The organism is Cronobacter sp. HA18003 (genome assembly GCF_011605905.1).
Lineage (GTDB): Bacteria > Pseudomonadota > Gammaproteobacteria > Enterobacterales > Enterobacteriaceae > Cronobacter > Cronobacter sakazakii.
In genome coordinates, this window is record NZ_JAANQO010000023.1 from 1 (window position 1) to 24,719 (window position 24,719).

General features: G+C 57.0%; 25 protein-coding genes. 8 read left to right on the forward strand and 17 right to left on the reverse strand.

Going from position 1 to position 24,719, the window contains the following annotated elements:
- Positions 1-291 precede the first annotated feature (291 nt).
- Positions 292-852: a D-glycero-beta-D-manno-heptose 1,7-bisphosphate 7-phosphatase gene (gmhB, locus tag G6041_RS14095; protein ID WP_004385435.1), complete on the reverse strand. Its 561-nt coding sequence runs from the start codon at positions 850-852 to the stop codon at positions 292-294.
- A gap of 190 nt (positions 853-1,042) precedes the next feature.
- On the opposite strand from gmhB, the gene metN reads away from it, so the two are divergent.
- The 6 genes from metN (at position 1,043) to proS (ending at position 6,628) form a co-directional block, all read left to right on the forward strand.
- Complete coding sequence (gene metN, locus G6041_RS14100; protein ID WP_012125696.1) at positions 1,043-2,074, forward strand: methionine ABC transporter ATP-binding protein MetN; 1,032 nt, start codon at positions 1,043-1,045, stop codon at positions 2,072-2,074.
- Positions 2,067-2,720, forward strand: a complete 654-nt coding sequence (locus G6041_RS14105) for a methionine ABC transporter permease MetI (protein WP_004385437.1) — start codon at positions 2,067-2,069, stop codon at positions 2,718-2,720. Before metN ends, G6041_RS14105 begins: the two co-directional genes overlap by 8 nt.
- 42 nt (positions 2,721-2,762) lie before the next feature.
- Positions 2,763-3,578, forward strand: coding sequence for a MetQ/NlpA family lipoprotein (locus tag G6041_RS14110; RefSeq protein WP_004385438.1), 816 nt, complete (start codon positions 2,763-2,765; stop codon positions 3,576-3,578).
- Positions 3,579-3,690: 112 nt separating this feature from the next.
- Complete coding sequence (rcsF, locus tag G6041_RS14115; RefSeq protein WP_004385439.1) at positions 3,691-4,095, forward strand: Rcs stress response system protein RcsF; 405 nt, start codon at positions 3,691-3,693, stop codon at positions 4,093-4,095.
- On the forward strand, positions 4,092-4,799 hold the full coding sequence (tsaA, locus tag G6041_RS14120) for a tRNA (N6-threonylcarbamoyladenosine(37)-N6)-methyltransferase TrmO (RefSeq protein WP_012125698.1): 708 nt from the start codon (positions 4,092-4,094) through the stop codon (positions 4,797-4,799). The genes rcsF and tsaA overlap by 4 nt, the downstream gene beginning before the upstream one ends.
- Positions 4,800-4,909: 110 nt before the next feature.
- Positions 4,910-6,628 (forward strand): proline--tRNA ligase, encoded by a 1,719-nt coding sequence (gene proS, locus G6041_RS14125; RefSeq protein WP_012125699.1) that lies wholly within the window; start codon positions 4,910-4,912, stop codon positions 6,626-6,628.
- Positions 6,629-6,697: 69 nt separating this feature from the next.
- Here proS and nlpE read toward each other — a convergent pair whose 3' ends face one another.
- The 3 genes from nlpE to G6041_RS14140 are packed head-to-tail and all read right to left on the reverse strand — an operon-like array spanning position 6,698 to position 8,388.
- The gene (gene nlpE / locus G6041_RS14130) at positions 6,698-7,396 is read right to left on the reverse strand and encodes an envelope stress response activation lipoprotein NlpE (protein ID WP_012125700.1); all 699 of its coding nucleotides are present in this window, start codon (positions 7,394-7,396) and stop codon (positions 6,698-6,700) included.
- A gap of 27 nt (positions 7,397-7,423) precedes the next feature.
- Complete coding sequence (arfB, locus tag G6041_RS14135; RefSeq protein ID WP_084999264.1) at positions 7,424-7,846, reverse strand: alternative ribosome rescue aminoacyl-tRNA hydrolase ArfB; 423 nt, start codon at positions 7,844-7,846, stop codon at positions 7,424-7,426.
- Positions 7,843-8,388, reverse strand: a complete 546-nt coding sequence (locus tag G6041_RS14140) for a YaeQ family protein (RefSeq protein WP_012125701.1) — start codon at positions 8,386-8,388, stop codon at positions 7,843-7,845. Before G6041_RS14140 ends, arfB begins: the two co-directional genes overlap by 4 nt.
- Positions 8,389-8,594: 206 nt before the next feature.
- Between G6041_RS14140 and G6041_RS14145 the strand changes: the two genes are divergently transcribed.
- Positions 8,595-8,795: a YaeP family protein gene (locus G6041_RS14145; protein ID WP_004385445.1), complete on the forward strand. Its 201-nt coding sequence runs from the start codon at positions 8,595-8,597 to the stop codon at positions 8,793-8,795.
- Entirely contained in the window at positions 8,782-9,042 is a 261-nt protein-coding gene (rof, locus tag G6041_RS14150) for a Rho-binding antiterminator (protein ID WP_007776988.1), read from the forward strand. The genes G6041_RS14145 and rof overlap by 14 nt, the downstream gene beginning before the upstream one ends.
- A gap of 47 nt (positions 9,043-9,089) precedes the next feature.
- Here rof and G6041_RS14155 read toward each other — a convergent pair whose 3' ends face one another.
- The 13 genes from G6041_RS14155 to skp all read right to left on the reverse strand — a co-directional run bounded on the left by G6041_RS14155 (position 9,090) and on the right by skp (position 24,616).
- Positions 9,090-9,404, reverse strand: a complete 315-nt coding sequence (locus tag G6041_RS14155) for a c-type cytochrome (RefSeq protein WP_012125702.1) — start codon at positions 9,402-9,404, stop codon at positions 9,090-9,092.
- Complete coding sequence (tilS, locus tag G6041_RS14160) at positions 9,397-10,701, reverse strand: tRNA lysidine(34) synthetase TilS (RefSeq protein WP_012125703.1); 1,305 nt, start codon at positions 10,699-10,701, stop codon at positions 9,397-9,399. The genes G6041_RS14155 and tilS overlap by 8 nt, the downstream gene beginning before the upstream one ends.
- Before the next feature lie 64 nt (positions 10,702-10,765).
- Complete coding sequence (locus G6041_RS14165; protein ID WP_007759960.1) at positions 10,766-11,155, reverse strand: VOC family protein; 390 nt, start codon at positions 11,153-11,155, stop codon at positions 10,766-10,768.
- A gap of 57 nt (positions 11,156-11,212) precedes the next feature.
- A complete protein-coding gene (locus G6041_RS14170) occupies positions 11,213-13,351 on the reverse strand; it encodes a lysine decarboxylase LdcC (RefSeq protein WP_012125704.1) in 2,139 nt (712 codons plus the stop codon).
- A 146-nt stretch (positions 13,352-13,497) separates the two neighbouring features.
- A complete protein-coding gene (locus tag G6041_RS14175; RefSeq protein ID WP_012125705.1) occupies positions 13,498-15,255 on the reverse strand; it encodes a chitinase in 1,758 nt (585 codons plus the stop codon).
- A gap of 163 nt (positions 15,256-15,418) precedes the next feature.
- On the reverse strand, positions 15,419-16,378 hold the full coding sequence (gene accA / locus G6041_RS14180; protein WP_004386121.1) for an acetyl-CoA carboxylase carboxyl transferase subunit alpha: 960 nt from the start codon (positions 16,376-16,378) through the stop codon (positions 15,419-15,421).
- 103 nt (positions 16,379-16,481) lie between these two features.
- Positions 16,482-19,964, reverse strand: coding sequence for a DNA polymerase III subunit alpha (gene dnaE / locus G6041_RS14185; RefSeq protein ID WP_012125707.1), 3,483 nt, complete (start codon positions 19,962-19,964; stop codon positions 16,482-16,484).
- Positions 19,965-19,993: 29 nt separating this feature from the next.
- Entirely contained in the window at positions 19,994-20,590 is a 597-nt protein-coding gene (gene rnhB / locus G6041_RS14190; RefSeq protein ID WP_007896690.1) for a ribonuclease HII, read from the reverse strand.
- Positions 20,587-21,729 carry a lipid-A-disaccharide synthase gene (gene lpxB, locus G6041_RS14195; RefSeq protein WP_012125708.1) on the reverse strand — a complete coding sequence of 381 codons (1,143 nt, stop codon included), beginning with the start codon at positions 21,727-21,729 and terminating at the stop codon, positions 20,587-20,589. The genes rnhB and lpxB overlap by 4 nt, the downstream gene beginning before the upstream one ends.
- Positions 21,729-22,517, reverse strand: a complete 789-nt coding sequence (gene lpxA, locus G6041_RS14200) for an acyl-ACP--UDP-N-acetylglucosamine O-acyltransferase (protein WP_007790874.1) — start codon at positions 22,515-22,517, stop codon at positions 21,729-21,731. Before lpxA ends, lpxB begins: the two co-directional genes overlap by 1 nt.
- A 3-nt stretch (positions 22,518-22,520) precedes the next feature.
- Entirely contained in the window at positions 22,521-22,976 is a 456-nt protein-coding gene (gene fabZ / locus G6041_RS14205) for a 3-hydroxyacyl-ACP dehydratase FabZ (RefSeq protein WP_004386127.1), read from the reverse strand.
- A 116-nt stretch (positions 22,977-23,092) separates the two neighbouring features.
- The gene (gene lpxD / locus G6041_RS14210; protein WP_012125710.1) at positions 23,093-24,118 is read right to left on the reverse strand and encodes a UDP-3-O-(3-hydroxymyristoyl)glucosamine N-acyltransferase; all 1,026 of its coding nucleotides are present in this window, start codon (positions 24,116-24,118) and stop codon (positions 23,093-23,095) included.
- A 3-nt stretch (positions 24,119-24,121) separates the two neighbouring features.
- Complete coding sequence (gene skp, locus G6041_RS14215; protein ID WP_004386129.1) at positions 24,122-24,616, reverse strand: molecular chaperone Skp; 495 nt, start codon at positions 24,614-24,616, stop codon at positions 24,122-24,124.
- Positions 24,617-24,719: the final 103 nt, after the last annotated feature.

A 24,719-nucleotide genomic window follows, 5' to 3' on the forward strand; every position in this document is an offset into this window, starting at 1 on the left:
CGTTAAGATATCAGTGCCCCGAGTGCCCACACAGATTGTCTGATAAATTGTTAAAGAGCGGTGCGACGCGGCATTCAGCCTGCTGTCGCGAGGTGGCGTATATTACGCTTTCCTCTTTCAGAGTCAACCCTTAATTTCAGGATTTTTCTCTTCCCGACTCACCGTCGCTGTGGGATGTTTCTCATCAGCGCCGTGTCGATGGAGGCGCATTATAGGGAGCTCAGAAGTAATGGCAAGCGGAAAACTTAAAAAAAATCACGACCGCTCACCTTTTCATCATAACGCGTATTTTTAGCGCTTTTTGATCGCTTCAGGCAGCGCAGCGAGGCTATTTAACACCCAATCGGCCGCCGCTTCGGCTTCTGGCGTCACAGGTTTGCCGGTTCGCACCAGCACTTTGGTGCCTACACCCGCAGCGGCACCCGCCTGCATATCTTCTAATTTATCGCCCACCATATAAGAAGCCGCCATATCGATGTGCAGAAAATCGCGCGCGGAGATTAACATGCCCGGCTGCGGCTTGCGGCAGTCACAGTTCTGGCGAAACTCCTCCACTGCCCCTTCCGGGTGATGCGGGCAATAATAGATGCCGTCGAGGTCGACGCCGCGGTCCGCCAGCGACCAGTCCATCCATTCGGTCAGTTGCTCAAACTGCGCTTCGGTAAACTTACCCCGCGCGATGCCGGACTGATTGGTCACCAGCACCAGCGCAAAGCCCATGGCTTTAAGCTCGCGCATCGCATCGATAACGCCATCGATAAACTCGAAGCGGTCAATCTCAGAGACATAACCGTGATCGATATTAATAGTGCCGTCACGGTCGAGAAAAATTGCCGGTACAGATTTAGCCACCTGAAAAACTCCTGCCTTAAATAATGCCGCCTAGTATCGCATGATTCCTGGACGGAGAAAGTGCTCATTGCAGACAGCCAGATTGATTTAGACGTCTGGATGCCTTAACATCCATTCTGTTTACGGCCAACACCCGTATAAGGCAGAACAAAATGCCACGGCTAACTCCTATAAGATAATAAATAACCAGATGATCAAACTGTCGAATATCACCAAAGTGTTCCAGCAGGGAAACCGCACCATTCAGGCACTGAATAATGTCAGCCTGCATGTCCCGGCAGGACAGATTTATGGCGTGATTGGTGCCTCAGGCGCCGGTAAAAGTACGCTCATCCGCTGCGTCAATCTACTTGAACGTCCGACTCAGGGCAGCGTGCTGGTCGGCGGCCAGGAGCTGACCGCGCTTTCCGAATCAGAACTGACCAAAGCCCGTCGCCAGATTGGCATGATTTTTCAGCATTTTAATCTGCTGGCATCACGAACTGTTTTTGGCAACATCGCACTTCCGCTGGAGCTTGATAACACGCCGCGTGACGAAATCAAACGCCGCGTAACCGAGCTGCTGGATCTGGTTGGCCTGAGTGAAAAGCAGGACGCCTATCCGGCAAACCTCTCTGGCGGTCAGAAACAGCGCGTGGCGATTGCCCGAGCGCTTGCCAGCAACCCGAAAGTGCTGCTGTGCGATGAAGCCACCAGCGCGCTGGACCCGGCCACCACCCGCTCGATTCTGGAACTGTTAAAAGACATTAACCGCCGTCTGGGCCTGACTATTCTGCTCATTACGCATGAAATGGATGTTGTGAAGCGTATCTGCGACTGCGTTGCAGTGATCAGCAACGGCGAGCTTATTGAACAGGACAGCGTCAGCGAAGTGTTCTCGCACCCGAAAACCCCGCTGGCCCAGCAGTTTATTCAGTCCACACTGCATCTGGATATCCCGGAAGATTACGCCGAGCGTCTTAAGGCGCAATCCGGTGATAACCGCGTACCGCTGCTGCGCCTTGAATTCACCGGCCAGTCGGTTGACGCACCGCTCCTCTCCGAAACCGCGCGTCGCTATAACGTGAACAACAACATTATCAGCGCGCAGATGGATTACGCCGGCGGCGTGAAATTCGGCATTATGCTGACAGAAATGCACGGCACACAGGAAGAAACGCAAGCGGCCATCGCTTACCTGCAACAACATCATGTAAAAGTAGAGGTTCTGGGTTATGTCTGAAGCAATGATGTGGTTACTGGTGCGCGGCATCTGGGAAACGCTGGCGATGACCTTTGTTTCCGGCTTTTTTGGTTTTGTGATTGGCCTGCCGGTTGGCGTATTGCTGTACGTAACGCGTCCGGGCCAGATTATCGAAAACGCAAAGCTCTATCGCATTCTTTCTGCGCTGGTGAATATCTTCCGTTCCATTCCTTTTATTATCTTACTGGTATGGATGATCCCGTTTACCCGCGCCATCGTTGGTACTTCCATTGGTCTGCAGGCGGCTATCGTCCCGCTGACCGTGGGTGCCGCGCCGTTTATCGCCCGTATGGTGGAAAACGCCCTGCTGGAGATCCCGTCAGGTCTTATTGAAGCTTCACGCGCGATGGGTGCCACGCCGATGCAGATTGTTCGCAAGGTGCTGCTGCCTGAAGCCCTGCCGGGCCTGGTGAACGCCGCGACCATTACGCTGATTACGCTTGTCGGCTATTCCGCTATGGGCGGCGCGGTCGGCGCAGGCGGTCTGGGCCAGATCGGTTATCAGTATGGCTACATCGGCTACAACGCGACCGTGATGAACACCGTATTAGTCTTACTGGTCGTACTGGTGTATTTAATTCAGTTCTCAGGCGATCGCATCGTCCGGGCTGTCACTCACAAGTAACGTTACACACAACATCAATATACTTTCAGTTAAGGAATGATTATGTCTTTCAAGTTTAAAACCTTTGCGGCAGTAGGCGCCCTTCTCGGCACACTGGCTCTGGCAGGTTGCGGTCAGGAAGAAAAAGATCCGAACCATATTAAAGTGGGCGTAATTGTGGGTGCGGAACAGCAGGTTGCTGAAGTCGCCAAAAAAGTCGCCAAAGAGAAATATGGTCTCGATGTCGAGCTGGTGACTTTTAACGACTACGTTCTGCCGAACGAAGCGCTGAGCAAAGGCGATATCGACGCGAACGCGTTCCAGCACAAACCGTATCTGGATCAGCAGATCAAAGACCGTGGCTACAAGCTGGTTTCCGTCGGCAACACCTTCGTGTACCCGATCGCTGGTTACTCCCGCAAAATCAAATCACTGGATGAGCTGCAACCGGGCGCGCAGGTTGCCGTGCCGAACGATCCGACCAACCTTGGCCGTTCCCTGCTGCTGCTGCAGAAAGTCGGTCTTATCAAGCTGAAAGACGATATCGGCCTGCTGCCGACCGTGCTGGATATCACCGAAAACCCGAAAAACCTGAAGATTGTCGAACTGGAAGCGCCGCAGCTGCCGCGCTCGCTGGATGACGACCAGATTGCCCTTGCGGTGATCAATACCACTTACGCCAGCCAGATCAACCTGACGCCAGCGAAAGACGGCATCTTTGTGGAAGACAAAGATTCCCCGTACGTGAACATGATTGTGACCCGCGAAGATAACAAAGACGCGGAAAACGTGAAGAAATTCGTTAAGGCTTATCAGTCTGACGAAGTGAATGAAGCCGCGAACAAAGTCTTCAACGGCGGTGCCGTCAAAGGCTGGTAAGCCGATTTGATTGCCAGTGGTTATAATTTCAGGACGGGCTTAAGCCCGTCTTGTTATTTCTGCAAGCTCCTGATTCAATAAGCCACGTTTTTATCACCGACGAGGAATTATTATGCGTGCTTTACCGATCTGTCTTTTAGCATTCATCCTGAGCGGCTGCTCCGTGCTAAGCAGATCCCCCGTAGAACCTGTTCAAAGCACCGCGTCGCCGCAAAAATCCGAGCCAGTTCGCCAGAAGACGGTTCGCCCTGCTCCGGTAAAAATCTACACCAACGCAGCCGATCTGGTTGGTAAACCCTTCCGCGATCTGGGCGAAGTGAGTGGCGAATCCTGCCAGGCTTCTAACCAGGATTCTCCGCCGAATATCCCGACGGCCCGTAAGCGCCTGCAGATTAACGCCTCTAAAATGAAAGCGAACGCCGTTCTGCTGCACAGCTGTGAAGTGACCAGCGGCACGCCGGGCTGCTACCGCCAGGCAGTTTGCTTAGGGTCAGCCCTTAGCGTTCCGACCAAATGACGACTTTTGCGTTTGAGCAAATCGGCGTCATCCGCTCGCCTTATAAAGAAAAATTCGCCGTGCCGCGCCAGCCAGGACTGGTTAACAGCGCGCGCGGCGAGCTGCATTTAATCGCGCCTTATAACCAGCCTGACGCCGTGCGCGGGCTGGACGCGTTTAGCCACATCTGGGTCGTGTTTGTTTTTCATCAGACGATGGAAGGCGGCTGGCGGCCTACCGTGCGTCCGCCAAGGCTTGGCGGCAACGCCAGAATGGGCGTTTTCGCCACGCGCTCTACCTTTCGCCCGAACCCCGTTGGCATGTCGCTGGTGGAACTTCAGGGCATCCGCTGCGAAAAAGACCGCGTGATCCTGACGCTCGGCGGGCTGGATCTGGTGGACGGCACGCCAGTCATCGATATCAAACCGTATTTGCCCTTCGCCGAAGCGCTGCCCGATGCGCGCGCGGGCTATGCACGAGAAGCACCGGAGGCGGCGATATCCGTCTTTTTTACCGATGAGATTGCGAAGGCCCTGCCGCCGCTTGAGAAACGCTACCCACGGCTTGGCCAGTTCATCTGTGAAGTGCTCGCCCAGGATCCGCGTCCGGCTTATCGTAAAGAGGAAGAAACCGGCAAGAGCTACGCCGTCTGGTTGCTTGATTTCAACGTCCGCTGGCGCGTAACGCCGCAGGGCTTTGAGGTCTATGCCCTGGAGCCGCGTTAATTTCCATAGCCTCTCTTTTGGCGGCCCATTCTCACTGGTACACTAAACCACTTTTTTGTGTCAGGCTTTAGCGTGCCTGAATTCACACGTTCAAACGGAACCGTAACAACATGCGTACTAGCCAATATCTGCTCTCCACTCTGAAGGAGACACCTGCCGACGCGGAGGTTATCAGCCACCAGCTGATGCTGCGCGCCGGGATGATCCGCAAGCTGGCCTCTGGGTTATACACCTGGCTGCCAACCGGCCTGCGCGTCCTGAAAAAAGTCGAAAATATCGTGCGTGAAGAGATGAACAACGCCGGTGCTATCGAGGTGTCGATGCCAGTGGTTCAGCCCGCTGAACTGTGGCAGGAGAGCGGCCGCTGGGAACAGTACGGTCCGGAACTGCTGCGTTTTGTCGATCGCGGCGATCGCGCGTTTGTGCTCGGCCCGACGCACGAAGAAGTCATCACCGATCTGATCCGCAATGAGCTGAGCTCTTATAAACAGCTGCCGCTCAACTTCTATCAGATCCAGACCAAATTCCGTGACGAAGTGCGCCCGCGTTTCGGCGTGATGCGCTCGCGCGAGTTCCTGATGAAAGACGCCTACTCTTTCCATACCACGCAGGAATCGCTGCAGCAGACCTACGACGCGATGTATGAGGCCTACAGCAAAATCTTCACCCGCATGGGGCTCGATTTCCGCCCGGTGCAGGCAGATACCGGCTCAATTGGCGGCAGCGCGTCGCACGAATTCCAGGTGCTGGCACAGAGCGGCGAAGACGATATCGTCTTCTCTGACACCTCTGACTTCGCGGCTAACATTGAGCTTGCCGAAGCGGTCGCCCCGCTGACCCCACGCGCGGCGGCAACCCAGGAGATGACGCTGGTCGATACGCCGAACGCGAAAACCATCGCCGAGCTGGTTGAGCAGTTCAACCTGCCAATTGAAAAAACCGTGAAAACCCTGCTGGTGAAAGCGGCTGAAGGCAGCGAGTTCCCGCTGGTGGCGCTGCTGGTGCGCGGCGACCACGAACTGAACGAAGTAAAAGCCGAAAAACTGGCGCAGGTCGCCAGCCCGCTGACGTTCGCGACAGAAGCCGAAATCCGCGCCGCAGTTAACGCCGGTCCGGGTTCGCTTGGCCCGGTGAATATGCCGGTTCCGGTCGTTATTGACCGCAGCGTGGCCGCGATGAGCGATTTCGCCGCAGGTGCGAACATCGACGGTAAACACTACTTCGGCATCAACTGGGATCGCGACGTGGCGACTCCGCAGGTTGCGGATATCCGCAACGTGGTAGCCGGCGATCCAAGCCCGGATGGTCAGGGCACGCTGCTTATCAAACGCGGTATCGAAGTGGGTCACATTTTCCAGCTTGGCACTAAATACTCCGACGCGCTGAAAGCCTCCGTACAAGGCGAAGATGGCCGTAACCAGGTGCTGACGATGGGCTGCTACGGCATCGGCGTTACGCGCGTGGTGGCGGCGGCGATTGAGCAGAACCATGATGAACGCGGTATTGTCTGGCCGGACGCCATTGCGCCGTTCCAGGTCGCGATTCTGCCGATGAACATGCACAAATCCTTCCGCGTGCAGGAGCTGGCGGAGAAACTCTACGCTGAGCTGCGCGCCAAAGGCATCGACGTGCTGATGGATGACCGTAAAGAGCGTCCGGGCGTGATGTTTGCGGATATGGAGCTTATCGGCATTCCGCACACCGTGGTGATTGGCGATCGCAACCTCGACAACGACGAGATTGAATACAAATACCGTCGCGACGGCGAGAAAAAGATGATCAAAACCGGTGACATCCTCGATTACCTGGTCGCGAATGTGAAGCGCTAAGCGCTCTCCACATTGCATTAAAAAGGCCCTCAGTAGAGGGCCTTTTTCTTATTGGCTTACCTGTCTCCGTTACGGATGATCGCAATCTTTACCGGGCCTGAACGCCACTTTGCGATCGGCGACCAGACGCTTTTGCACCGCGCCGCTCGCCGGATCGACCGTCATGGTAAAGTGCGCTTCCACCACCAGCAGCACCGGTTTCTGGCTCACGCCACCCGCGCTTTGATAGTCATGCGCCAGCGCGGCATGATTTTCTACGTTCGTCTCGCGCCCGGTGGCGCAGTCGGTAAAGGTGGCGGCGCTTGCATTGTGCTGGTACATCCCCGTCATGGTCATTGACGTTTTCGGCAGCGGATCGCTCACCGGATCCAGCCGGTAATTCAGCGACGACTCAATCGGGTGGCCTTCCCGGTCAAGCATTTCCAGCGCCTCACCGCGCGCGCGGAAATAGGTTTTCTCGCCCGCGCTGTCAGTGAGCACCAGCTTATCGGCGGTACGCGCCCAGGTGCCGTAAGCGGCGAACACCGCCTGCCCCTTCGCCCCCAGATAACGTTGATTCATCACCCAGGTGCCGTCTTTTTCTAAAAACAGCGCGGTCTCGATGCCTTCGCAATCGGCGCAGGGCAGCACGCCTTTCCAGCTCTGCTGCATCGGCTTCAGCTCCGCGGCGCTGGTCGGCGCTAAGGTCTGCATTTCTGCCCGGTTGTTACAGCCAAACAGCGTAAACAGGCTTAACGCCGCCGCTGCGCAAAATATGATTTTTTTCACCGTATTTCCTTATTGTTCGTGGTGCTTTTAATCCGGCATACCGCGCACTTTTCCCCGCAGGGCTTTGGTGGCGGATTTATGGGTTTTCGCCTCCAGGCGGCGCACTTTCGAAGCGCGCGTCGGGCGAGTCTCCTTTCGACGCTTTTGGGTGGCGGTAAGTTCCCGCACCAGCATCACAAGACGCGCCAGCGCCGCCTCGCGGTTCATCTCCTGGCTGCGATACTCCTGCGCCTTGATAACCACCACACCCTCGGCGGTAATCAAGTGGTGACTCGCCGCCAGCAGGCGTGCTTTCCACTCATCCGGCAGGCTGGAGGCGTTGATATCAAACCGCAGGTGAATGACCGTCGAGCTTTTATTCACATGCTGCCCGCCCGCGCCCTGCGCCCGGATGGCGCTGAACGTCACCTCGTCATCGGGCACCGCCACGCTTCGTGAAAACGTAATCATGCCTGAGCTTGCCAGACGGTCGGATGAAGCTCCAGGTTTTCCTCGCCGCCGGAAAGCCAGATAACGCCTTCCTGCAACGTGACCTGTAACGTCATGGTTCTCTGTGCCAGCGCGCTCAGCTGCGCGAGCTGTTCATCATTGATATACCAGATAGTCAGGTTCTTATACTGCCGCAGTTTGTCCTGATTCTGCTGCCACCAGATCTGCGCGGCGCGATCATTATAGGTAAACAGCGCCACCTGCTGCGACTGGCTCACCGCCTTCTTAAGGCGTCGCTCTTCCGGCAGCCCGAGCTCAATCCAGAGATCGATGCCGAGATGATCGTTGCGCAGCCAGATCTCCGGCTCGTCATCGGCGCACAGGCCGCGGGTAAACTGCAACCGCTCGTCGGCGTACATCATCCAGGCCAGCAGGCGCAGCATCATCCGCTCCTGCGTTTCCGAAGGATGGCGCGCCAGCGTCAGGTTGATGTCGAGAAACTGCTGCCGGTCGAGGTCGGCCACATTGACCGCCGCTTTATAAATGGTTGCTTTTAACGCCATAGGGCCCCCTGAAAAGTTGGGGGGTATTGTAGCGTAATACGTGTCGGCTGGCTGCCGCTTCAAGCGCAGCGCGGTAACGCTGCGAGAGCCTGCGCTATGGCTCTGATGACTATGGTATAGTCACCTTGCTAAACAGAGTTTAACTACGTAGGCTTAGACTTGCATCCCGCGGTGAAGTCTGTCGTCAGGCTCTGACAGGAGGGCATGTGGATAAATATTGTGAATTAATACGACAGCGCTATTCGCAGATAGCCAGCGGCGAACTGGGGTACATTCCCGACGCGCTGGGCTGCGTATTAAGGGCTCTGAATGAGGTGGCCTCTGACGAAGCCCTCTCGGAGTCGGTCAGGGAACAGGCGGCGTATGCTGCCGCGAACTTACTGGTGAGCGATTATGTCAATGAATGATGCCTATCAACCCATCAACTGCGATGACTATGACAACCTCGAGCTCGCCTGCCAGCATCACTTATTACTGACGCTGGAACTCAAAAGCGGCGAGGTCATGAAGGCCAAAGCGCAGGATCTGGTTACGCGCAAAAACGTCGAATATTTGATTGCCGATGAAGCCGGTGCCGTACGCGAAGTACGTCTCGACAAAATTGCGAGCTTCAGCCATCCACAAATCGGTACGGTGGTTGTCAGCGAATCCTGACACGCACGCCACCCTGACGGGCAGCCCTGGCGGCTGCCCGTTTTTTTTCAGGGCTTCTGCCCGGCGTAGTAAGCCGCCAGATTTGCGATATCTTCATCCGACAACCCACTCACGTACGCCTTCATGATTTCCGCCTGCCCGCCGCTGCGCTCGCCTTTTTTGTACGCCTGAAGCGCATGTTCAAGATACGCCTCATTTTGCCCGGCGAGATTCGGGTAAATGGGCGCGCTGGCTTTGCCGGACGCGCCGTGGCAGGCGAGGCACATGACTGCTTTCTCTTCGCCTGCCGCCGCGTCGCCTTTGGCCTGCGCCGTCACGCTTAACGCCATCAGGCTCGCCAGCCATACGCCATGTTTAATCATCGTTGTGCTCCTTGTGCCAGGCCAGACTCCAGCCCGGTTCGTTCTGCGCCTGGCCTTCACGGGTAATGAACAGGCCGGGGGCGCAAATGGGTTGCTCATCATAAAACAGAATTGGCGTTATCTCGCGCTGCCAGGGCGGCACCTGCAGTTCCTGCCAGAGTTTTTTAAGCGTGCGTCCGCGATCGCGCCCGACGATATACAACATCCCTGGTGCGCTGAAGCGCACCGAGACCGTTTCGCCGGGGCGCGGTGGACGCACGGCGTCGCCTGCCTCACCGAAACGCAGGCAGCCCAGCGATTCCGGCAGGAGCAATGCCTTATGCGGATCGGGCCAGGCAAGCACCGTCTGGCGCTGCCCCTGCCGCGCTCTCACCCACCACAGCCGCCCCTGATAGCGCCGCGCTTCATAATCGCCGCATTTCAGGCGCGGCGCGGCATCCTCACGGCTTTGGGCCACTTCATCCCAGAGCCGTTGCAGCGTGGCGCGCGAAGGCATCGCCGCGTTCAGCGCGGCCAGCCAGCGGCGCAGCAGCGCGGCGCGTTTCAGCGCGCTCATGGTTTCAAGCGGCGCAATCGCGAGCGTTTTGCCATCCATCAGCGCGGCAAGCTCCGGCGTCAGCAGCTCATCCAGCAGTTGCTCCTGCTCGCCACAGAGTTGTGCGCTGCGCGCCGCCGCCTGGGTGAAGTGCGGCCAGCGCGCTTCCAGCGCAGGCAGAATGTGCAGGCGTAAAAAGTTGCGATCGAAGCGATCGTCCTCGTTGCTTTCATCGTCGATCCACACAAGCTGGTGGCGAGAGGCCCACGCCTCCAGCTGCGCACGCGGCGTGTTCAGCAGCGGGCGCAGGAGAACGCTATCCGCAAACGGCAGTTCGGCAGGCATCGCCGCCAGCCCCGCCGGGCCGCTGCCGCGCTTTAGCGCCAGCAGCAGGGTTTCGCACTGGTCATTGAGATGCTGCGCCGTCACCAGCGCTTCGCCCGGCAGAAGTGCGGCTTCAAACGCCTGGTAGCGCGCCTTGCGGGCCTGCGCCTCAAGACCGAGACCGTCCTGCGCCAGCTCCACATACGCCAGCTCAAACGGCACCTGCCAGCGGTGACAATGCGCCTGACAATGCGCCGCCCAGCGGTCAGCGTTCGGGCTGATACCGTGATGAACGTGAATGGCGCGCAGGCGCAGTTCAGGATGCGTCTCGCGCAGCCGCACCAGTTGATGGAGTAACACCGTCGAATCGAGCCCGCCGCTGTAAGCCACCAGCAGCTGGCGTCGGCCCCGCAGGGCTGAGAGCAGAGAAGTGTCCATTGCATCGCAAGAAAGAAGAGCCATTGCCGGGCAACTTACCGGGCAATGGCGTCGGGAGCAAGCGTTACTGCTGGTAGAGTTCCAGCGGCAGGCCATCCGGATCGTTGAAGAACGTAAAGCGCTTGCCGGTGAGCGGATCCACGCGTACCGCCTCGCACGTCACGCCACGGCTTTCCAGAAACGCCACCGCCCTCTCGACGTCGTCCACGCTGAATGCGAGATGGCGCAAACCGCAGGCTTCCGGGCGGCTCGGTCGCGCGGGCGGAAACGGAAACGAAAAGAGCTCGATCACGTACTGTCCGTTCAGCGCCAGATCGCCCTTCCAGGAATCGCGCGCCTCACGATAAACCTCTGACTGCAGGGTAAAGCCCAGCGTATCGCAGTAGAACGCTTTGCTGCGGTGGTAATCCGTCGCGATAATGGCGATATGGTGAATCTGTTTTAAACCCAGCATAATCCCTCCTTATGATTGTCTGGCACGTTACTGAGCCTCATGCGGCAAAACAAGGGGTTACTCGCTTTTTAGGACACGTACCCTATAGACGCCGTCTTCGCCGCACTTCGCGCCGTGGATATCCGTTTCAAAACCGGGATAGTGCCTGCCGATGGAGCAGAGCATAAGCAGGAAATCGAGCACCGCGCGCGAATCTTCGGTGATCATCTCGCCAGGCATCACCAGCGGCACGCCGGGCGGATATGGCAGGATCATATTGGCAGACACTCGCCCGATCAGTTTTTCGATCTCCACCGTTTCGACATTGCCCTTCACCTGCTGCTGATACATTTCATGCGGCGTCATTTTCATCTCCGGCAGCACATCAAACGCCCGCAGCATCAGATCCGGCAGATCGTGCTGCTGAATAAGTTTGTGGATCCCCTGCGCCAGCTCCTGCACGCGCATGTTGCGGTAGAAATCGGGATCTTCCGCCCAGAGATCGGGCAGCATGTTTTTCACCCGCAGGTTGAGATCGTAGGCGCGCTTAAACTCCGTCAGGCCGCGCAGCAGGCCCATCGCGCGGGTTTTATCGATGCCGATACTAAACAGGAACAGCAGATTGTACGGGCCGGTTTTCTCGACCACCACGCCGCGCTCGTCAAGAAACTTCGCCACCAGCGCCGCGGGGATCCCCTCTTTCTCCATATTGCCCTGCGCGTCCATGCCCGGCGTCAGGATCGTCACCTTCACCGGATCGAGATACATATGATCGCGGTCGGCATGGGTAAAACCGTGCCAGTCGTCGCCGGGCGTAATCGGCCAGCAGTCCGCTTCGTCAATCTCCTCTGGCTGCCAGATATCAAAGAACCAGCTGTCACTCTCCTCGCGAAGACGCTGCACCTCTTTGCGAAAATGCAGCGCGCGCTCCACCGAGCGGTTAATCAAGCGGCGGCCCGGATTACCGCGCAGCATCGCCGCGGCAGTTTCAATCGACGCCACCAGCGGATAACTCGGCGAGGTGGTGGTGTGCATCATGTACGCTTCGTTAAACGTCTCTTCGTCATAGTCGCCCTTAATATGGATAAGCGACGCCTGCGACAGCGCCGCCAGCATTTTGTGGGTCGACTGAGTTTCAAAGAACACTTTCCCCGGCACACGCTCGCCGCTCATGCCGCTCTTGCCCTTGTAGATCGGGTGAAAATGGGTGTAAGGCACCCAGGCGGAGTCGAAATGGATCGAGGGAACGTCCAGCGTCTGCTTGATCCAGTTGGTGTTATACAGCAGCCCGTCGTAGGTGGAGTTGGTGATGACCGCATGGACCGGCCAACTCGCGTCCGGCGTCTGCGCCACTTTTTGGGCGATCGACTCGCGGGTAAATTCCCGCTTCGGAATGCCGCCGAGAATACCGAGCGCATTACGCGTGGGCTTGAGCCACAGCGGCACAATATCGCTCATCATCAGCAGATGCGTCAGCGATTTATGGCAGTTGCGATCGATAAGCACCGTGCTGCCAGCGTGCGCGGCGTACATCCCGATGATTTTATTCGACGTGGATGTGCCGTTGGTCACCATATAGCTCTGCTCGGCCCCGAAAGTGCGGGCGATATACTCTTCCGCCTCCAGATGCGGCCCGGTGTGATCGAGCAGCGATCCAAGCTCGGTGACGGAGATCGAAACATCCGCCTTCAGCGTGTTGCCGCCAAAAAAATCGTAAAACAGGCAGCCGACCGGGCTTTTCTGATACGCCGTGCCGCCCATATGCCCTGGCGTGCAGAACGTATATTTGCCCTCTTTCACATAGGTAAACAGCGCTTTGGTAAACGGCGGCGTGATGTTGTCGAGATATTCCTGGGTGTACTGGCGAATGCGCGTCGCGATGTCATCAGCAATGCCCAGCGAATACTCGAAAAACCAGAGCGCCATGCGCATCTCGTTGGCGCTGACATCCAGCGTCGAGTGCGTATTGATAAACGCGTACAGCGGCAAATATTCGTTGAGCTGATTGATTTCACAGCATAAATCGAGACTGTACTCATCCCAGTCGAAAATGACGCCACAGATGCGTGGGTTGTGCTCGATAAACTTCAGCAGATCGTTGCTGTTTTTCGGCCAGATTAGCTGAAAGCCCTGCTGCTGGAGCGCCGCCTGCAACTCTTTCATCGGCTCGTCTTTATAAAAAACGCCGTGCGGCCCCATGATGGCGATGATATTCACTGCTTACCCCCTGGCAAAAAAACCGTCTGGTAAGCATAGTTGAGCGAAGCGGAACGACGGGCGAGAAGGCAAAAAACCTGCAATCCGCCGTTTGCCTTCTCGCGGTAATAATCCAAAAAGCCAGCCCGCAGACTGGCTTTTTACGCTTACAGCGCGTTCCAGGCATCCTGCCAGTTAAGGCCCGCGCCTGGCTCATAGTAAGCAGGCGCCACACTGCACCAGCCGCCAGCCGGGAACGGCTTGCACTGATAAAGCGCGCCCTGGTTGAGGACGATGTCGCCCGGCTTCCAGCTATGGCTCGCGGTCCATGACGGGTAGCTCACGGGGCCAGCATCCGGCGTTTTCGCTTTCACGTTGAGGATATAGCTGGTGGTGTCGCTCAGTTTACCGTCGTCCACTTTCAGGCTGATGGTGTACTGCGCGTCGCTGGTGCTTTCTGGCGCGTTAAAGGTCACTACGCTCTTGTCTTTACCGCTCAACGTCTGCCCGTTTTGCGCCATCCAGGTGTAGGTCAACGCGTCGCCGTTCGCATCGCTGGAGCCCGTCGCGCTCAGCGAGACTTTGCTGCCCGACTCAACCGCGCCCACCGGACCGCTGATACGCGCAACCGGCGCGACATTGCCTGAAGGCGTCGGAGACGGTTGTGGTTGCGGCTCAGGCTGCGGCGCGGGCGTAGTGCCGCCGGAGGCGTCGTTAACGATATTCACGTTAAAGTGATTCTGCACACATTTGGCATAATCCCCCTCTTTGAACGCGCTGAACGGCGTCTGGTAGCCCACCAGCTGACAGGCATAAGCCTGACCATCCGGCGTTGTGGTGCTCCAGCTCCAGTCCATTTCCCAGTAAATTGGCAGCGCACCTGCGCCACCCGCGTCAAACTGCTTCATTTTCTTACAGCCGAGGACTTCATCTGCCGGCACCGGCACTTTCAGGTATTTGGCAAACTCTTTGTAATACGCGATACGGTTCAGCGACTGGGCGTTTTCCGCGTCGCCGCCACACTCGACACCACCGTTGATTATCTGGATGGTCACGCCAAAGCCGGGCACCAGCCCGTTCTCTTTATCGTGTTCGTTCGGCACCCAGGTGCCATCAATCACATGCAGCATGCCAGGCTTAGGCGGTTGCGGATAAACAAAGAAAAAGATCGCGCTGGCGAGATTCAGCCAGGTATCGGCGACCATTTCTGGTTTATCAAGCAGCGGACGGACATCGCCATACATGGCGTCAGAGAACGGCCCGTAGTTGTAGTTATAGGAGAGCTGCTTGGCGCCGCGCCCGAAATAACTCATGTAATCGCCGTCTTTATCTTTACCGCAGGGCCAGGTCTGCCCCTGCCAGGTGTCCGGGTTACATTCGCCGTTATAGCCCCCCTTTTGTCCTTCGGTCCAGCCCATTTCGCGCAGATAAACCAGCGCCTGCCGCCACTCCGGCTGCTCGCGCCAGCTCTCATGACCGCCGGTCTCCTGCGCGAAGTGCGCAAACATGGTGGCGAGCGATTTGCGGCAGATGGCGTCGGCGTCGCGTCCGTCGCTGTAGCTACCGCACACCGCCGGGAATTTGCCGACGGCTTTCAGAAAGTTGATGTAGGTATATTCCGGCGCACGCAGCGGAAAGAGATATTCCCAGTCCTGCGCGCTCAGGATTTTCTCGACCCGCTTAACGTTATCCGGGTTCGCGGCGCGCCCCGGCGCTATCTGCTCGACCTGCGCGTTATCCAGCGTGCGGATAGCGCTTTTTACCGACTGCATCAGTGGAAAATTGGTCAGCTCCTGCTCTTTTTTAGTGAGGTCGCTGGCGTTAAGGGTGTAAGGCGTGCTGCTGCTGAGTAGCGGCGCGGCCAGCGCCTGAGCGCCTGCAAGAACCCCTGCGGCACCAATCGCCGCGATTTTTGCTATTTCCATTCCGGTGTCCCCTTGTGGTTGTGGTTCACAAGCCAGTGTAGGAAGGGAGAAAGACGCGTCACCTCACGTTAACTCATTGCAAAAATCACATTTCATCAGCGATGAGCGACCATAAAAAAGGGCCGCTATCGCGACCCTCATTGAGATTTTTATCTGCCGTTTATCAGGCGTAACCGTAGCTCATCAGACGCTGATAACGGCGGTTGAGCAGATCGTCTTTGCTCAGCACGTCGAGATCGGCGAGATCGGCAAGCAGCTGGGTTTTCAGCGACTGCGCCATGGCTTCCGGATTGCGGTGCGCGCCGCCCAGCGGTTCCGGGATAACGCTGTCGATAAGCTTCAGCTCTTTCAGGCGCGGCGCGATGATGCCCATCGCTTCTGCCGCAAGCGGCGCTTTATCGGCGCTTTTCCAGAGAATGGAAGCACAGCCTTCCGGCGAGATAACGGAATAGGTGCTGTATTGCAGCATATTCACTTTATCGCCAACACCGATGGCCAGCGCGCCGCCGGAGCCGCCTTCACCGATAACGGTACAAATAACCGGCACTTTCAGGCGAGACATCTCACGCAGGTTGCGGGCGATAGCCTCCGACTGACCGCGCTCTTCCGCGCCCACACCCGGATATGCGCCAGGGGTGTCGATGAAAGTAATGATGGGCATGTTGAAACGCTCAGCCATTTCCATCAGGCGCAGCGCCTTACGGTAACCTTCCGGGGCGGGCATACCAAAGTTACGACGGATTTTCTCTTTGGTTTCACGGCCTTTCTGGTGGCCGATGATCATCACCGGACGCCCATCCAGACGCGCGATGCCGCCGACGATTGCTTTGTCGTCAGCGTAAGCGCGATCGCCTGCCAGTTCGTCAAATTCGTCAAACGCCAGGCGGACATAATCCAGGGTGTACGGACGCTGTGGATGACGCGCCAGCTGGGCAATCTGCCATGCGCCGAGATCGGCAAAGATTTTGCGCGTCAGTTCTACGCTTTTTTCACGCAGACGATGCACTTCTTCGTCGATGTTAATATCCAGTTTCTCATCCTGACGGCTAACCGCAGTCAGGGAATCGATTTTCGCTTCCAGCTCTGCAATCGGCTGTTCAAAATCAAGGAAATTCAGACTCATAGTATTCCTGTATTAGTCAAACTCCAGTTCCACCTGCTCCGAACCTGGCAGGCCACGCGGATTGAATCCAGCGATTCAGGGGCCTGGCACCTGATGCAACGCATCAGTCAAACTCCAGTTCCACCTGCTCTGAACCAATCAGGCCACGCAGATCGTTGAGTAAACGATCGTTCGGAGAGACACGCCACGTCGCGCCAAAGCGCAGCCGGGCGCGTGCATCCGCCCTCTGATAGTAGAGATGTACTGGAATGGTTCCCGAACGGTGGGGTTCCAGAGACTGACGGAGTCGGTTTAAAAGCTGGTCATCAATTTGCCTGTCCGTCAGCGAGATAGCAAGCCCACGCGCATACTTTTCGCGGGCTTCGTCAATGTCCATGACTTCGCGGGCGGTCATTTTAAGGCCACCGCTGAAGTCATCAAAGCTGACCTGTCCGCTGACGATAAGGATTCGGTCTTTTTCCAGCAGATGCTGGTATTTTTCCAGAGCGTCGGTGAACAACATCACTTCAAGACGTCCGGAACGGTCATCCAGCGTACAGATGCCGATACGATTGCCGCGCTTGGTGACCATAACCCGCGCGGCAATTATCAAACCCGCCGCCGTGGTCACTTTGCCACGCTCGGTAGGATGCATATCTTTTAAGCGCATGCCGCCGACATAACGCTCGATCTCTTTCAGGTACTGGTTGATGGGGTGACCGGTGAGATACAACCCCAGCGTTTCGCGCTCGCCATCCAGCACCACCTGCTCCGGCCACGGCTGACAACTGGCGTAGGATTGCTCGATTTGCTCCGGCTCTTCCGCCAGCACGCCGAACATATCCGCCTGGCCGATGGCCTCGGCTTTCGCATGTTGATCCGCCGCTTTCAGCGCGTCGCCGAGCGAATTCATCAGCGCGGCGCGGTGCGGCCCGAGGCGGTCAAACGCCCCGGACATGATCAGTTTTTCCAGCACGCGGCGGTTAAGCTTTTTGGTGTCGGTACGGGCGCAGAGATCGAACAGCTCGCGGAAGTAGCCGTCTTTATTACGCGCCTCGATGATGGCCTCGATAGGGCCTTCGCCAACGCCTTTGATCGCGCCAATACCGTAGACAATCTCCCCGTCGTCGTTGACGTGGAAATGGTACAGCCCGGAGTTGATATCCGGCGGCAGGATCTTAAGCCCCATGCGCCAGCACTCATCCACCAGCCCCACCACTTTATCGGTGTTGTCCATATCGGCGGTCATAACCGCTGCCATAAACTCCGCCGGATAGTGGGCTTTGAGCCACAGCGTCTGGTATGACACCAAAGCATAGGCGGCAGAGTGCGATTTGTTAAATCCGTACCCGGCGAATTTTTCCACCAGGTCGAAGATTTTCATCGCCAGTTCGCCGTCGATGCCATTGTTTTTCGCGCCGTCTTCAAAGATGGAGCGCTGCTTGGCCATCTCTTCGGGTTTCTTTTTACCCATCGCACGACGGAGCATATCCGCGCCGCCGAGGGTATACCCTGAGAGCACCTGGGCTATCTGCATCACCTGTTCCTGATACAGAATGATGCCGTAGGTCGGCTCCAGCACCGGTTTCAGGCTCTCGTGCTGCCACTGAATATCCGGGTAAGAGATAGCTTCGCGTCCGTGTTTACGGTCGATAAAGTTATCCACCATGCCCGACTGCAGCGGCCCCGGACGGAACAGCGCCACCAGGGCTATCATATCTTCGAAGCAGTCTGGCTGCAGACGCTTGATGAGATCTTTCATGCCGCGCGATTCAAGCTGGAAGACCGCGGTGGTTTCCGAGCGCTGAAGCATGTCGAAGCTTTTCTTGTCATCCAGCGGAATGGCCGCGATGTCGATAGGCTCAAGCCCCTGCTTCGCGCGGCGGGCGTTAATCATCTCCAGCGCCCAGTTGATAATGGTAAGCGTGCGCAGACCTAAGAAGTCGAACTTCACCAGCCCCGCGTATTCCACGTCGTTTTTATCAAACTGAGTGACCGGATGGTGGCCCATCTCGTCACAATAGAGCGGCGCGAAATCGGTAATTTTCGTCGGCGCGATCACCACGCCACCGGCGTGTTTACCGGCGTTACGCGTTACGCCTTCGAGCTTGCGCGCCATGTCGATGAGGGCTTTGACCTCTTCATCGGCATCGTAAATTTCCTGCAGTTGCGGTTCGGCTTCAAACGCTTTGGCAAGCGTCATGCCCGGATCGGGTGGCACCAGTTTAGAGATGCGATCGACAAACCCGTAAGGATGCCCGAGCACGCGGCCTACGTCGCGGATCACCGCTTTCGCCGCCATGGTGCCGAAGGTAATAATCTGGGAAACCGCGTCGCGACCATACATGTCGGCCACGTGCTCAATCACCTGGTCGCGTTTTTCCATGCAGAAGTCGACGTCGAAGTCGGGCATGGAGACACGTTCCGGGTTAAGGAAACGTTCGAACAGCAGGTCGAATTCCAGCGGATCGAGATCGGTGATTTTCAGCGCATACGCCACCAGCGACCCCGCGCCCGAACCACGGCCTGGCCCTACCGGAATACCGTTATCCTTCGACCACTGGATAAACTCCATGACGATCAGGAAGTAACCAGGAAAGCCCATCTGGTTAATCACCTGGAGTTCAATATCCAGGCGCTCATCATATTCCGGGCGTTTCTGCGCGCGGATTTCCGGATCGGGGAACAGGAACTCAAGACGCTCTTCCAGGCCCTCTTTCGATTTCATGACCAGGAAATCTTCGGTGGTCATGTCGCCGGTCGGGAATTTCGGCAGGAAATATTCGCCAAGACGAACCGTCACGTTACAGCGACGGGCGATCTCCACGCTGTTTTCCAGCGCCTCCGGGAGATCGGAGAACAGCTCGCACATCTCCTCTTCGGTACGCAAATATTGCTGCGGCGAATAGTGGCGCGGCCTTTTCGGATCATCGAGCGTAAAGCCGTCGTGGATGGCGACGCGGATTTCGTGCGCGTCAAAATCGCCAGGCTCAATAAAGCGCACGTCGTTGGTGGCGACGACCGGTATGCCTTTTTCTTCCGCCAGCGCGACGGCAGCATGCAAATACCGCTCTTCATCCGGACGGCCGGTACGCACCAGCTCCAGATAGTAGCGGTCAGGGAAATGCTCCTGATAAAACGCCAGCGCCTGCTCGGCCATAACGTTATTACCACGAAGTAAACACTTACCAACATCACCCTGACGACCGCCGGAGAGCAGGATCAGCCCTTCGCCCAGCTCCGCCAGCCATTGCTGGTCTATCCACGGGCCAGCCGCGCCGTAACCGCGCTGGTAGGCGCGTGAGATAAGCAGCGTCAGGTTCTGATAGCCGGTATTGTTCGCCGCCAGCACGGTGATATGCGAGAAGTCGTCGCCCAGCAGCTCGCACTGCATGTTGAAGTCGGCGCCGATAATCGGCTTGATACCGACGCCATGCGCGCCGCCGTAGAATTTGACCAGCCCGCACAGGTTGGTGAAGTCAGTAATGGCAAAGGCAGGCATGCCAAGTGCGGCCGCCTTTTTTACCAGCGGCCCCGTTTTTGCCAGTCCATCAATCATGGAATAGTCACTGTGCACTCGCAGGTGCACAAAACGCGGTTCAGCCATTTCTGTTTCCGGTTAACTCTGTTTCGTCGTTAAGAGGCAATGCCCAGCGCGCGTCTGACCGGCGCAAAGCTACGCCGATGATGCGCCGTCGCGCCGTGCTCGGCAAGCCGCTCAAGGTGAAAGGCGGTCGGATAGCCCTTATGCTGAGCAAATCCATATTGAGGAAAGGTGAGATCCAGTTCAGCCATTTCCGCATCGCGCGTTACTTTAGCCAGTATCGACGCGGCGCTGATTTCCGCCACGCGGCTGTCGCCTTTGACGACGGCCATGCTCGGCATCGGCAGGGCCGGGCAGCGGTTACCGTCTACCAGCACATATTCCGGCGTAACGGCAAGCCCCGCCACGGCGCGCTGCATGGCGAGCATCGTGGCGTGAAGAATATTGAGCTCGTCAATCTCGTGCGGTTCCGCGCGCCCGAGACTCCAGGCGATCGCTTTCTCTTTGATCTCATCAAACAGCGCGAGGCGACGTTTTTCAGACAGCTTTTTGGAATCCGCCAGCCCGACGATGGGCTTGAGCGGATCGAGGATCACCGCAGCGGTGACTACAGCGCCGACCAGCGGGCCACGGCCCACTTCATCAACGCCCGCCACCAGGTGCGTGTGGGGATAGATAAATTCCATCATTGCGCCAGTTCCAGCACCGCGTCCGCCGCCTGTTCATCGGCATTGCAGCGGATCTGCTGATGCAGTTTACGGAAAGTGTCGTGCATCTCATGGCTCTGCTTGCCGTCAGCGAGCAGCGGCAACAGCGCGTCGGCGAGCTTCTGCGGCTCGCAGTCATCCTGGAGCAGCTCTTTCACCAGCTCGCGCCCCGCCAGGAGATTAGGCAGCGACACAAATTCAGTTTTCACCAGCCGTTTCGCCAGCCAGAAAGTGAACGGCTTCATGCGATAACCGACGACCATCGGACATTTCGCCAGCATACATTCGAGCGCGGCGGTGCCAGAGGCAAGCAGCGCCGCGTCGCTTGCGATCATCGCTTCGCGCGCGTGACCGTCAAGCAGATGCGCGGTCAGCTCTGGCGCGACTTCCGCTTTGATGCGCTCGAACTGCTCGCGCCGCTTTGCATTGACCAGCGGCACGACAATTTCGAGATCCGGGTAATGCTCGCGTAAACGCTGCGCGGTTTTCAGGAAGTCGGCACTCAGCATCTCGACTTCCGCGCTGCGACTGCCCGGCAACAGGGCCAGACAACGGGCGTCGTGGGCGATACCGAGCACATCACGCGCCGCGTTTTTGTCCGGGTCCAGCGGCATCGCGTCCGCCATGGTATGGCCGATAAAGCGACACGGCACGTTAAATTTGTCATAAAACGCTTTTTCGAAAGGCAGAAACGCGAGCACCAGATTGGTGGCTCTGCCTATTTTGAAAACGCGTTTCTGACGCCAGGCCCAGACTGAAGGGCTGACGTAGTGAATGGTGCGAATACCCTGTTGTTTCAGGTTGCCTTCCAGCGTGATGTTGAAATCCGGCGCGTCGATACCGACAAACACATCCGGTTTCAGCGCGGTGAAGCGCTCGGTGAGATCGGCGCGGATATGCAGCAGGCGGCGCAGGCGGCCCAGCACTTCCACAATCCCCATCACGGCCAGCTCTTCCATCTCATACCAGGCTTCGCAGCCTTCGGCCTGCATACGCGGGCCCGCGACGCCGACAAAACGCGCGTTCGGCACGCGCGCTTTGAGGGCACGGATGAGACCAGCACCAAGAATGTCGCCGGAGGTTTCTCCGGCGACCAGGGCAATCGTCAGCGGGCGGGTCATTAACGAATCAGACCACGCGTGGAACGGGCGAAGAAATCGTAGAACGGCTGCACTTCAGGATGTTTTGCGGCAATCTCTGCGATTTCCGGCTTCACTTCGTCCAGCGTCTTACCGCTGCGATAAAGCAGCTTGTAAGCGTTACGGATAGCGTGCAGCGCTTCTTTGCTGAAGCCGCGACGCTTAAGCCCTTCAATGTTCACACCAAACGGGGTCGCGTGGTTGCCCTGCGCGATGACGTAAGGCGGCACGTCCTGCGCGACGCCGGAGCAGCCGCCGACCATCACGTGCGCCCCGATGATGCAGAACTGATGCACGGCCGTCATGCCGCCGATGATTGCGAAATCATCCACGGAAACATGCCCGGCAAGCGTAGCGTTATTGGCAAGAATGCAGCGATTGCCTACTGTGCAGTCATGCGCGACGTGCGCATTAATCATCAGCAGGTTATCGCTGCCCACCTTCGTCAGACCACCACCCTGTGCCGTGCCGCGATGAATGGTGACGCTTTCGCGGATGCGGTTGCGATCGCCAATTTCAACGCGGGTCGGTTCGCCAGCATATTTCAGATCCTGGTTTACCTCGCCGATAGAGGCGAACTGATAGATCTCGTTATCGCGGCCGATCGTAGTATGACCATTCACGACAACGTGCGATTTCAGTACGGTACCTTCACCGATTTTGACATCAGGGCCGACAATACAAAACGGACCAATGTGGGCGTTAGCGCCGATGACGGCACCCTCTTCCACAATGGCGGTGGGATGAATAAAGGCGGTCTTATCAATCACGTATCAGGCCTCCCGGCTCCGTGCACACATCATGGTGGCTTCACACACCACTTTACCGTCAACCAGCGCGACGCCTTTGAAGCGTGTCACTCCACGGCGCGTTTTTTCAAAGGTAACTTCCATCACCATCTGGTCGCCTGGCACGACAGGGCGCTTAAAGCGCGCTTCATCGATGCCTGCAAAATAGTAAAGTTCACCCGGTTCCAGTTTGCCAACGCTTTTGAATGCCAGAATACCGGTGGCCTGCGCCATGGCTTCTAAAATCAACACGCCCGGAAAAATGGGTTTACCAGGAAAGTGACCCTGGAAAAAAGGCTCGTTTACAGAGACATTTTTTACTGCGCGTAGAAAACGACCTTCCTCAAAATCCAGCACGCGATCCACCAGCAGGAATGGATAACGGTGCGGCAGAAGCTCTAAAATCTCTTCAATGTGCAGAGTATGAGTTTCAGTAGTCAAAATACTCTTCCTGTCTAAAAATATACTGAATGGGCAATAATAACACGGCCTGCGGCGATTCTGGATCGCTTGCAGGCCGCGGTTCTGTTGGCGGGCAGGCTTTATATACCGGCGAGTTAGTCTTGCTGAGTGACTTTACGCTCAACTGCTTTTAAGCGTTTGTTCATTTCATCAATATTCATCACCAGCGCCGCCGTTTTGCGCCACACTTTGTTCGGTTGCAGCGGTATGCCTGAAGAGTAGACCCCAGGTTCAGTAATAGGACGCATAACCATCCCCATCCCTGTTACCGTTACTTTGTCGCAGATTTCCATATGGCCGTTAATCACGCTGGCGCCGCCAATCATGCAATAGCGGCCGATTTTCAGGCTACCAGCCATGATGACACCGCCTGCGACCGCCGTATTGTCGCCAATCACGACGTTATGTGCAATCTGGCACTGATTATCAATGATCACGCCATTGCCGATAATGGTGTCATCAAGCGCGCCACGGTCGATCGTGGTACAGGCACCAATCTCAACGCGGTCACCGATAATGACACGGCCAAGCTGCGGAATTTTAACCCAATTGCCGCGATCGTTGGCGTAGCCAAAGCCATCCGCGCCGATAACGGTGCTGGACTGGATCAGGCAGTTTTCGCCAATCTGAATATCGTGATAAATGCTGACGTTCGCCCACAGGCGAGTACCGGCACCGAGCTTGCTGTTCTTACCGACAAAACAGCCTGGGCCGATAACGACGTTGTCGCCAAGCTCTACGCCGGATTCAATCACAGCGTTAGCGCCAACGGCCACGTTATTGCCAAGCCGTGCGGAGGCGTCAATCACCGCGCTCGGCGCGATGCTGGACGCAGGCTGCGGCGTGGTATCGAGAATCTGAGCCATGCGCGCGTAAGTCAGGTAGGGATTTTTCACTACCAGCGCGGCGCTGTTGGCAAAAGGAAGATCGGCCTCGGTCATGACGACCGCTGAGGCCTGGCAGTGCGCCAGTTGTTCACGGTAACGCGGGTTTACCATGAACGTGATTTGCCCTTCCTGCGCAGATTGCATGGAAGCGACGCCGGTGATGGCGATATCGCCATCACCGTGTAACTCCGCATCCAACTGCCGGGCTAAATCAGCCAGTCGAATTGAAGGCATTACTTATTTAACCTGTTTCAGCACATCGGCGGTGATGTCTTTTACATCGTTGCTGGTGTAAGCCACCGTATTGGCGTCTACCACCAGATCGATATCCTGGTCAGCAGCCACTTTTTTCACAGCGCTCTGGATACGAGTCACCAGCTTGCCGCGTTCTTCGTTAGAACGACGTGCACGATCCTGTTCGAACTGCTGCGCTTTGCTGGAGAACTCCTGGCGACCCGCCATGACGTCTTTCTCCAGTTTGCTGCGCTCGCTCGCCTTCATGGTAGAGCCGTCACGCTGCAGACGCTGCATTTTAGCCTGCAGGTCGGTTTCCATGCGCTGCAGTTCGCCGGCACGGCCTTTGAACTCATTTTCCAGCGTTTTAGAAACGCCAGTGCTCTGTGCAACCTGCTGGAACAGATTACCCATGTTAACTACAGCGATCTTGTCAGCAGCCTGAGCTGATGCTGCCATTGCCAGGCCAAGACCTGCAGCGAATAACCACTTTTTCACAATAAACTCCTTACCATCCCATATGTGCCCGAGAGCACTATTCTTTGCGTGGCCCGGATGCGTGCTATGCGCACGCACCGAAAGTCATCGCGACTGCTAAACG

Coding starts and splice junctions, on each gene's coding strand:
- metN (WP_012125696.1), top strand. CDS start 1,043: ATGATCAAACTGTCGAATATCACCAAAGTGTTCCAGCAGGGAAACCGC.
- G6041_RS14105 (WP_004385437.1), top strand. CDS start 2,067: ATGTCTGAAGCAATGATGTGGTTACTGGTGCGCGGCATCTGGGAAACG.
- G6041_RS14110 (WP_004385438.1), top strand. CDS start 2,763: ATGTCTTTCAAGTTTAAAACCTTTGCGGCAGTAGGCGCCCTTCTCGGC.
- rcsF (WP_004385439.1), top strand. CDS start 3,691: ATGCGTGCTTTACCGATCTGTCTTTTAGCATTCATCCTGAGCGGCTGC.
- tsaA (WP_012125698.1), top strand. CDS start 4,092: ATGACGACTTTTGCGTTTGAGCAAATCGGCGTCATCCGCTCGCCTTAT.
- proS (WP_012125699.1), top strand. CDS start 4,910: ATGCGTACTAGCCAATATCTGCTCTCCACTCTGAAGGAGACACCTGCC.
- arfB (WP_084999264.1), bottom strand. CDS start 7,846: ATGATTACGTTTTCACGAAGCGTGGCGGTGCCCGATGACGAGGTGACG.
- G6041_RS14140 (WP_012125701.1), bottom strand. CDS start 8,388: ATGGCGTTAAAAGCAACCATTTATAAAGCGGCGGTCAATGTGGCCGAC.
- rof (WP_007776988.1), top strand. CDS start 8,782: ATGTCAATGAATGATGCCTATCAACCCATCAACTGCGATGACTATGAC.
- G6041_RS14155 (WP_012125702.1), bottom strand. CDS start 9,404: ATGATTAAACATGGCGTATGGCTGGCGAGCCTGATGGCGTTAAGCGTG.
- tilS (WP_012125703.1), bottom strand. CDS start 10,701: ATGGACACTTCTCTGCTCTCAGCCCTGCGGGGCCGACGCCAGCTGCTG.
- G6041_RS14165 (WP_007759960.1), bottom strand. CDS start 11,155: ATGCTGGGTTTAAAACAGATTCACCATATCGCCATTATCGCGACGGAT.
- G6041_RS14175 (WP_012125705.1), bottom strand. CDS start 15,255: ATGGAAATAGCAAAAATCGCGGCGATTGGTGCCGCAGGGGTTCTTGCA.
- accA (WP_004386121.1), bottom strand. CDS start 16,378: ATGAGTCTGAATTTCCTTGATTTTGAACAGCCGATTGCAGAGCTGGAA.
- dnaE (WP_012125707.1), bottom strand. CDS start 19,964: ATGGCTGAACCGCGTTTTGTGCACCTGCGAGTGCACAGTGACTATTCC.
- rnhB (WP_007896690.1), bottom strand. CDS start 20,590: ATGATGGAATTTATCTATCCCCACACGCACCTGGTGGCGGGCGTTGAT.
- lpxB (WP_012125708.1), bottom strand. CDS start 21,729: ATGACCCGCCCGCTGACGATTGCCCTGGTCGCCGGAGAAACCTCCGGC.
- lpxD (WP_012125710.1), bottom strand. CDS start 24,118: ATGCCTTCAATTCGACTGGCTGATTTAGCCCGGCAGTTGGATGCGGAG.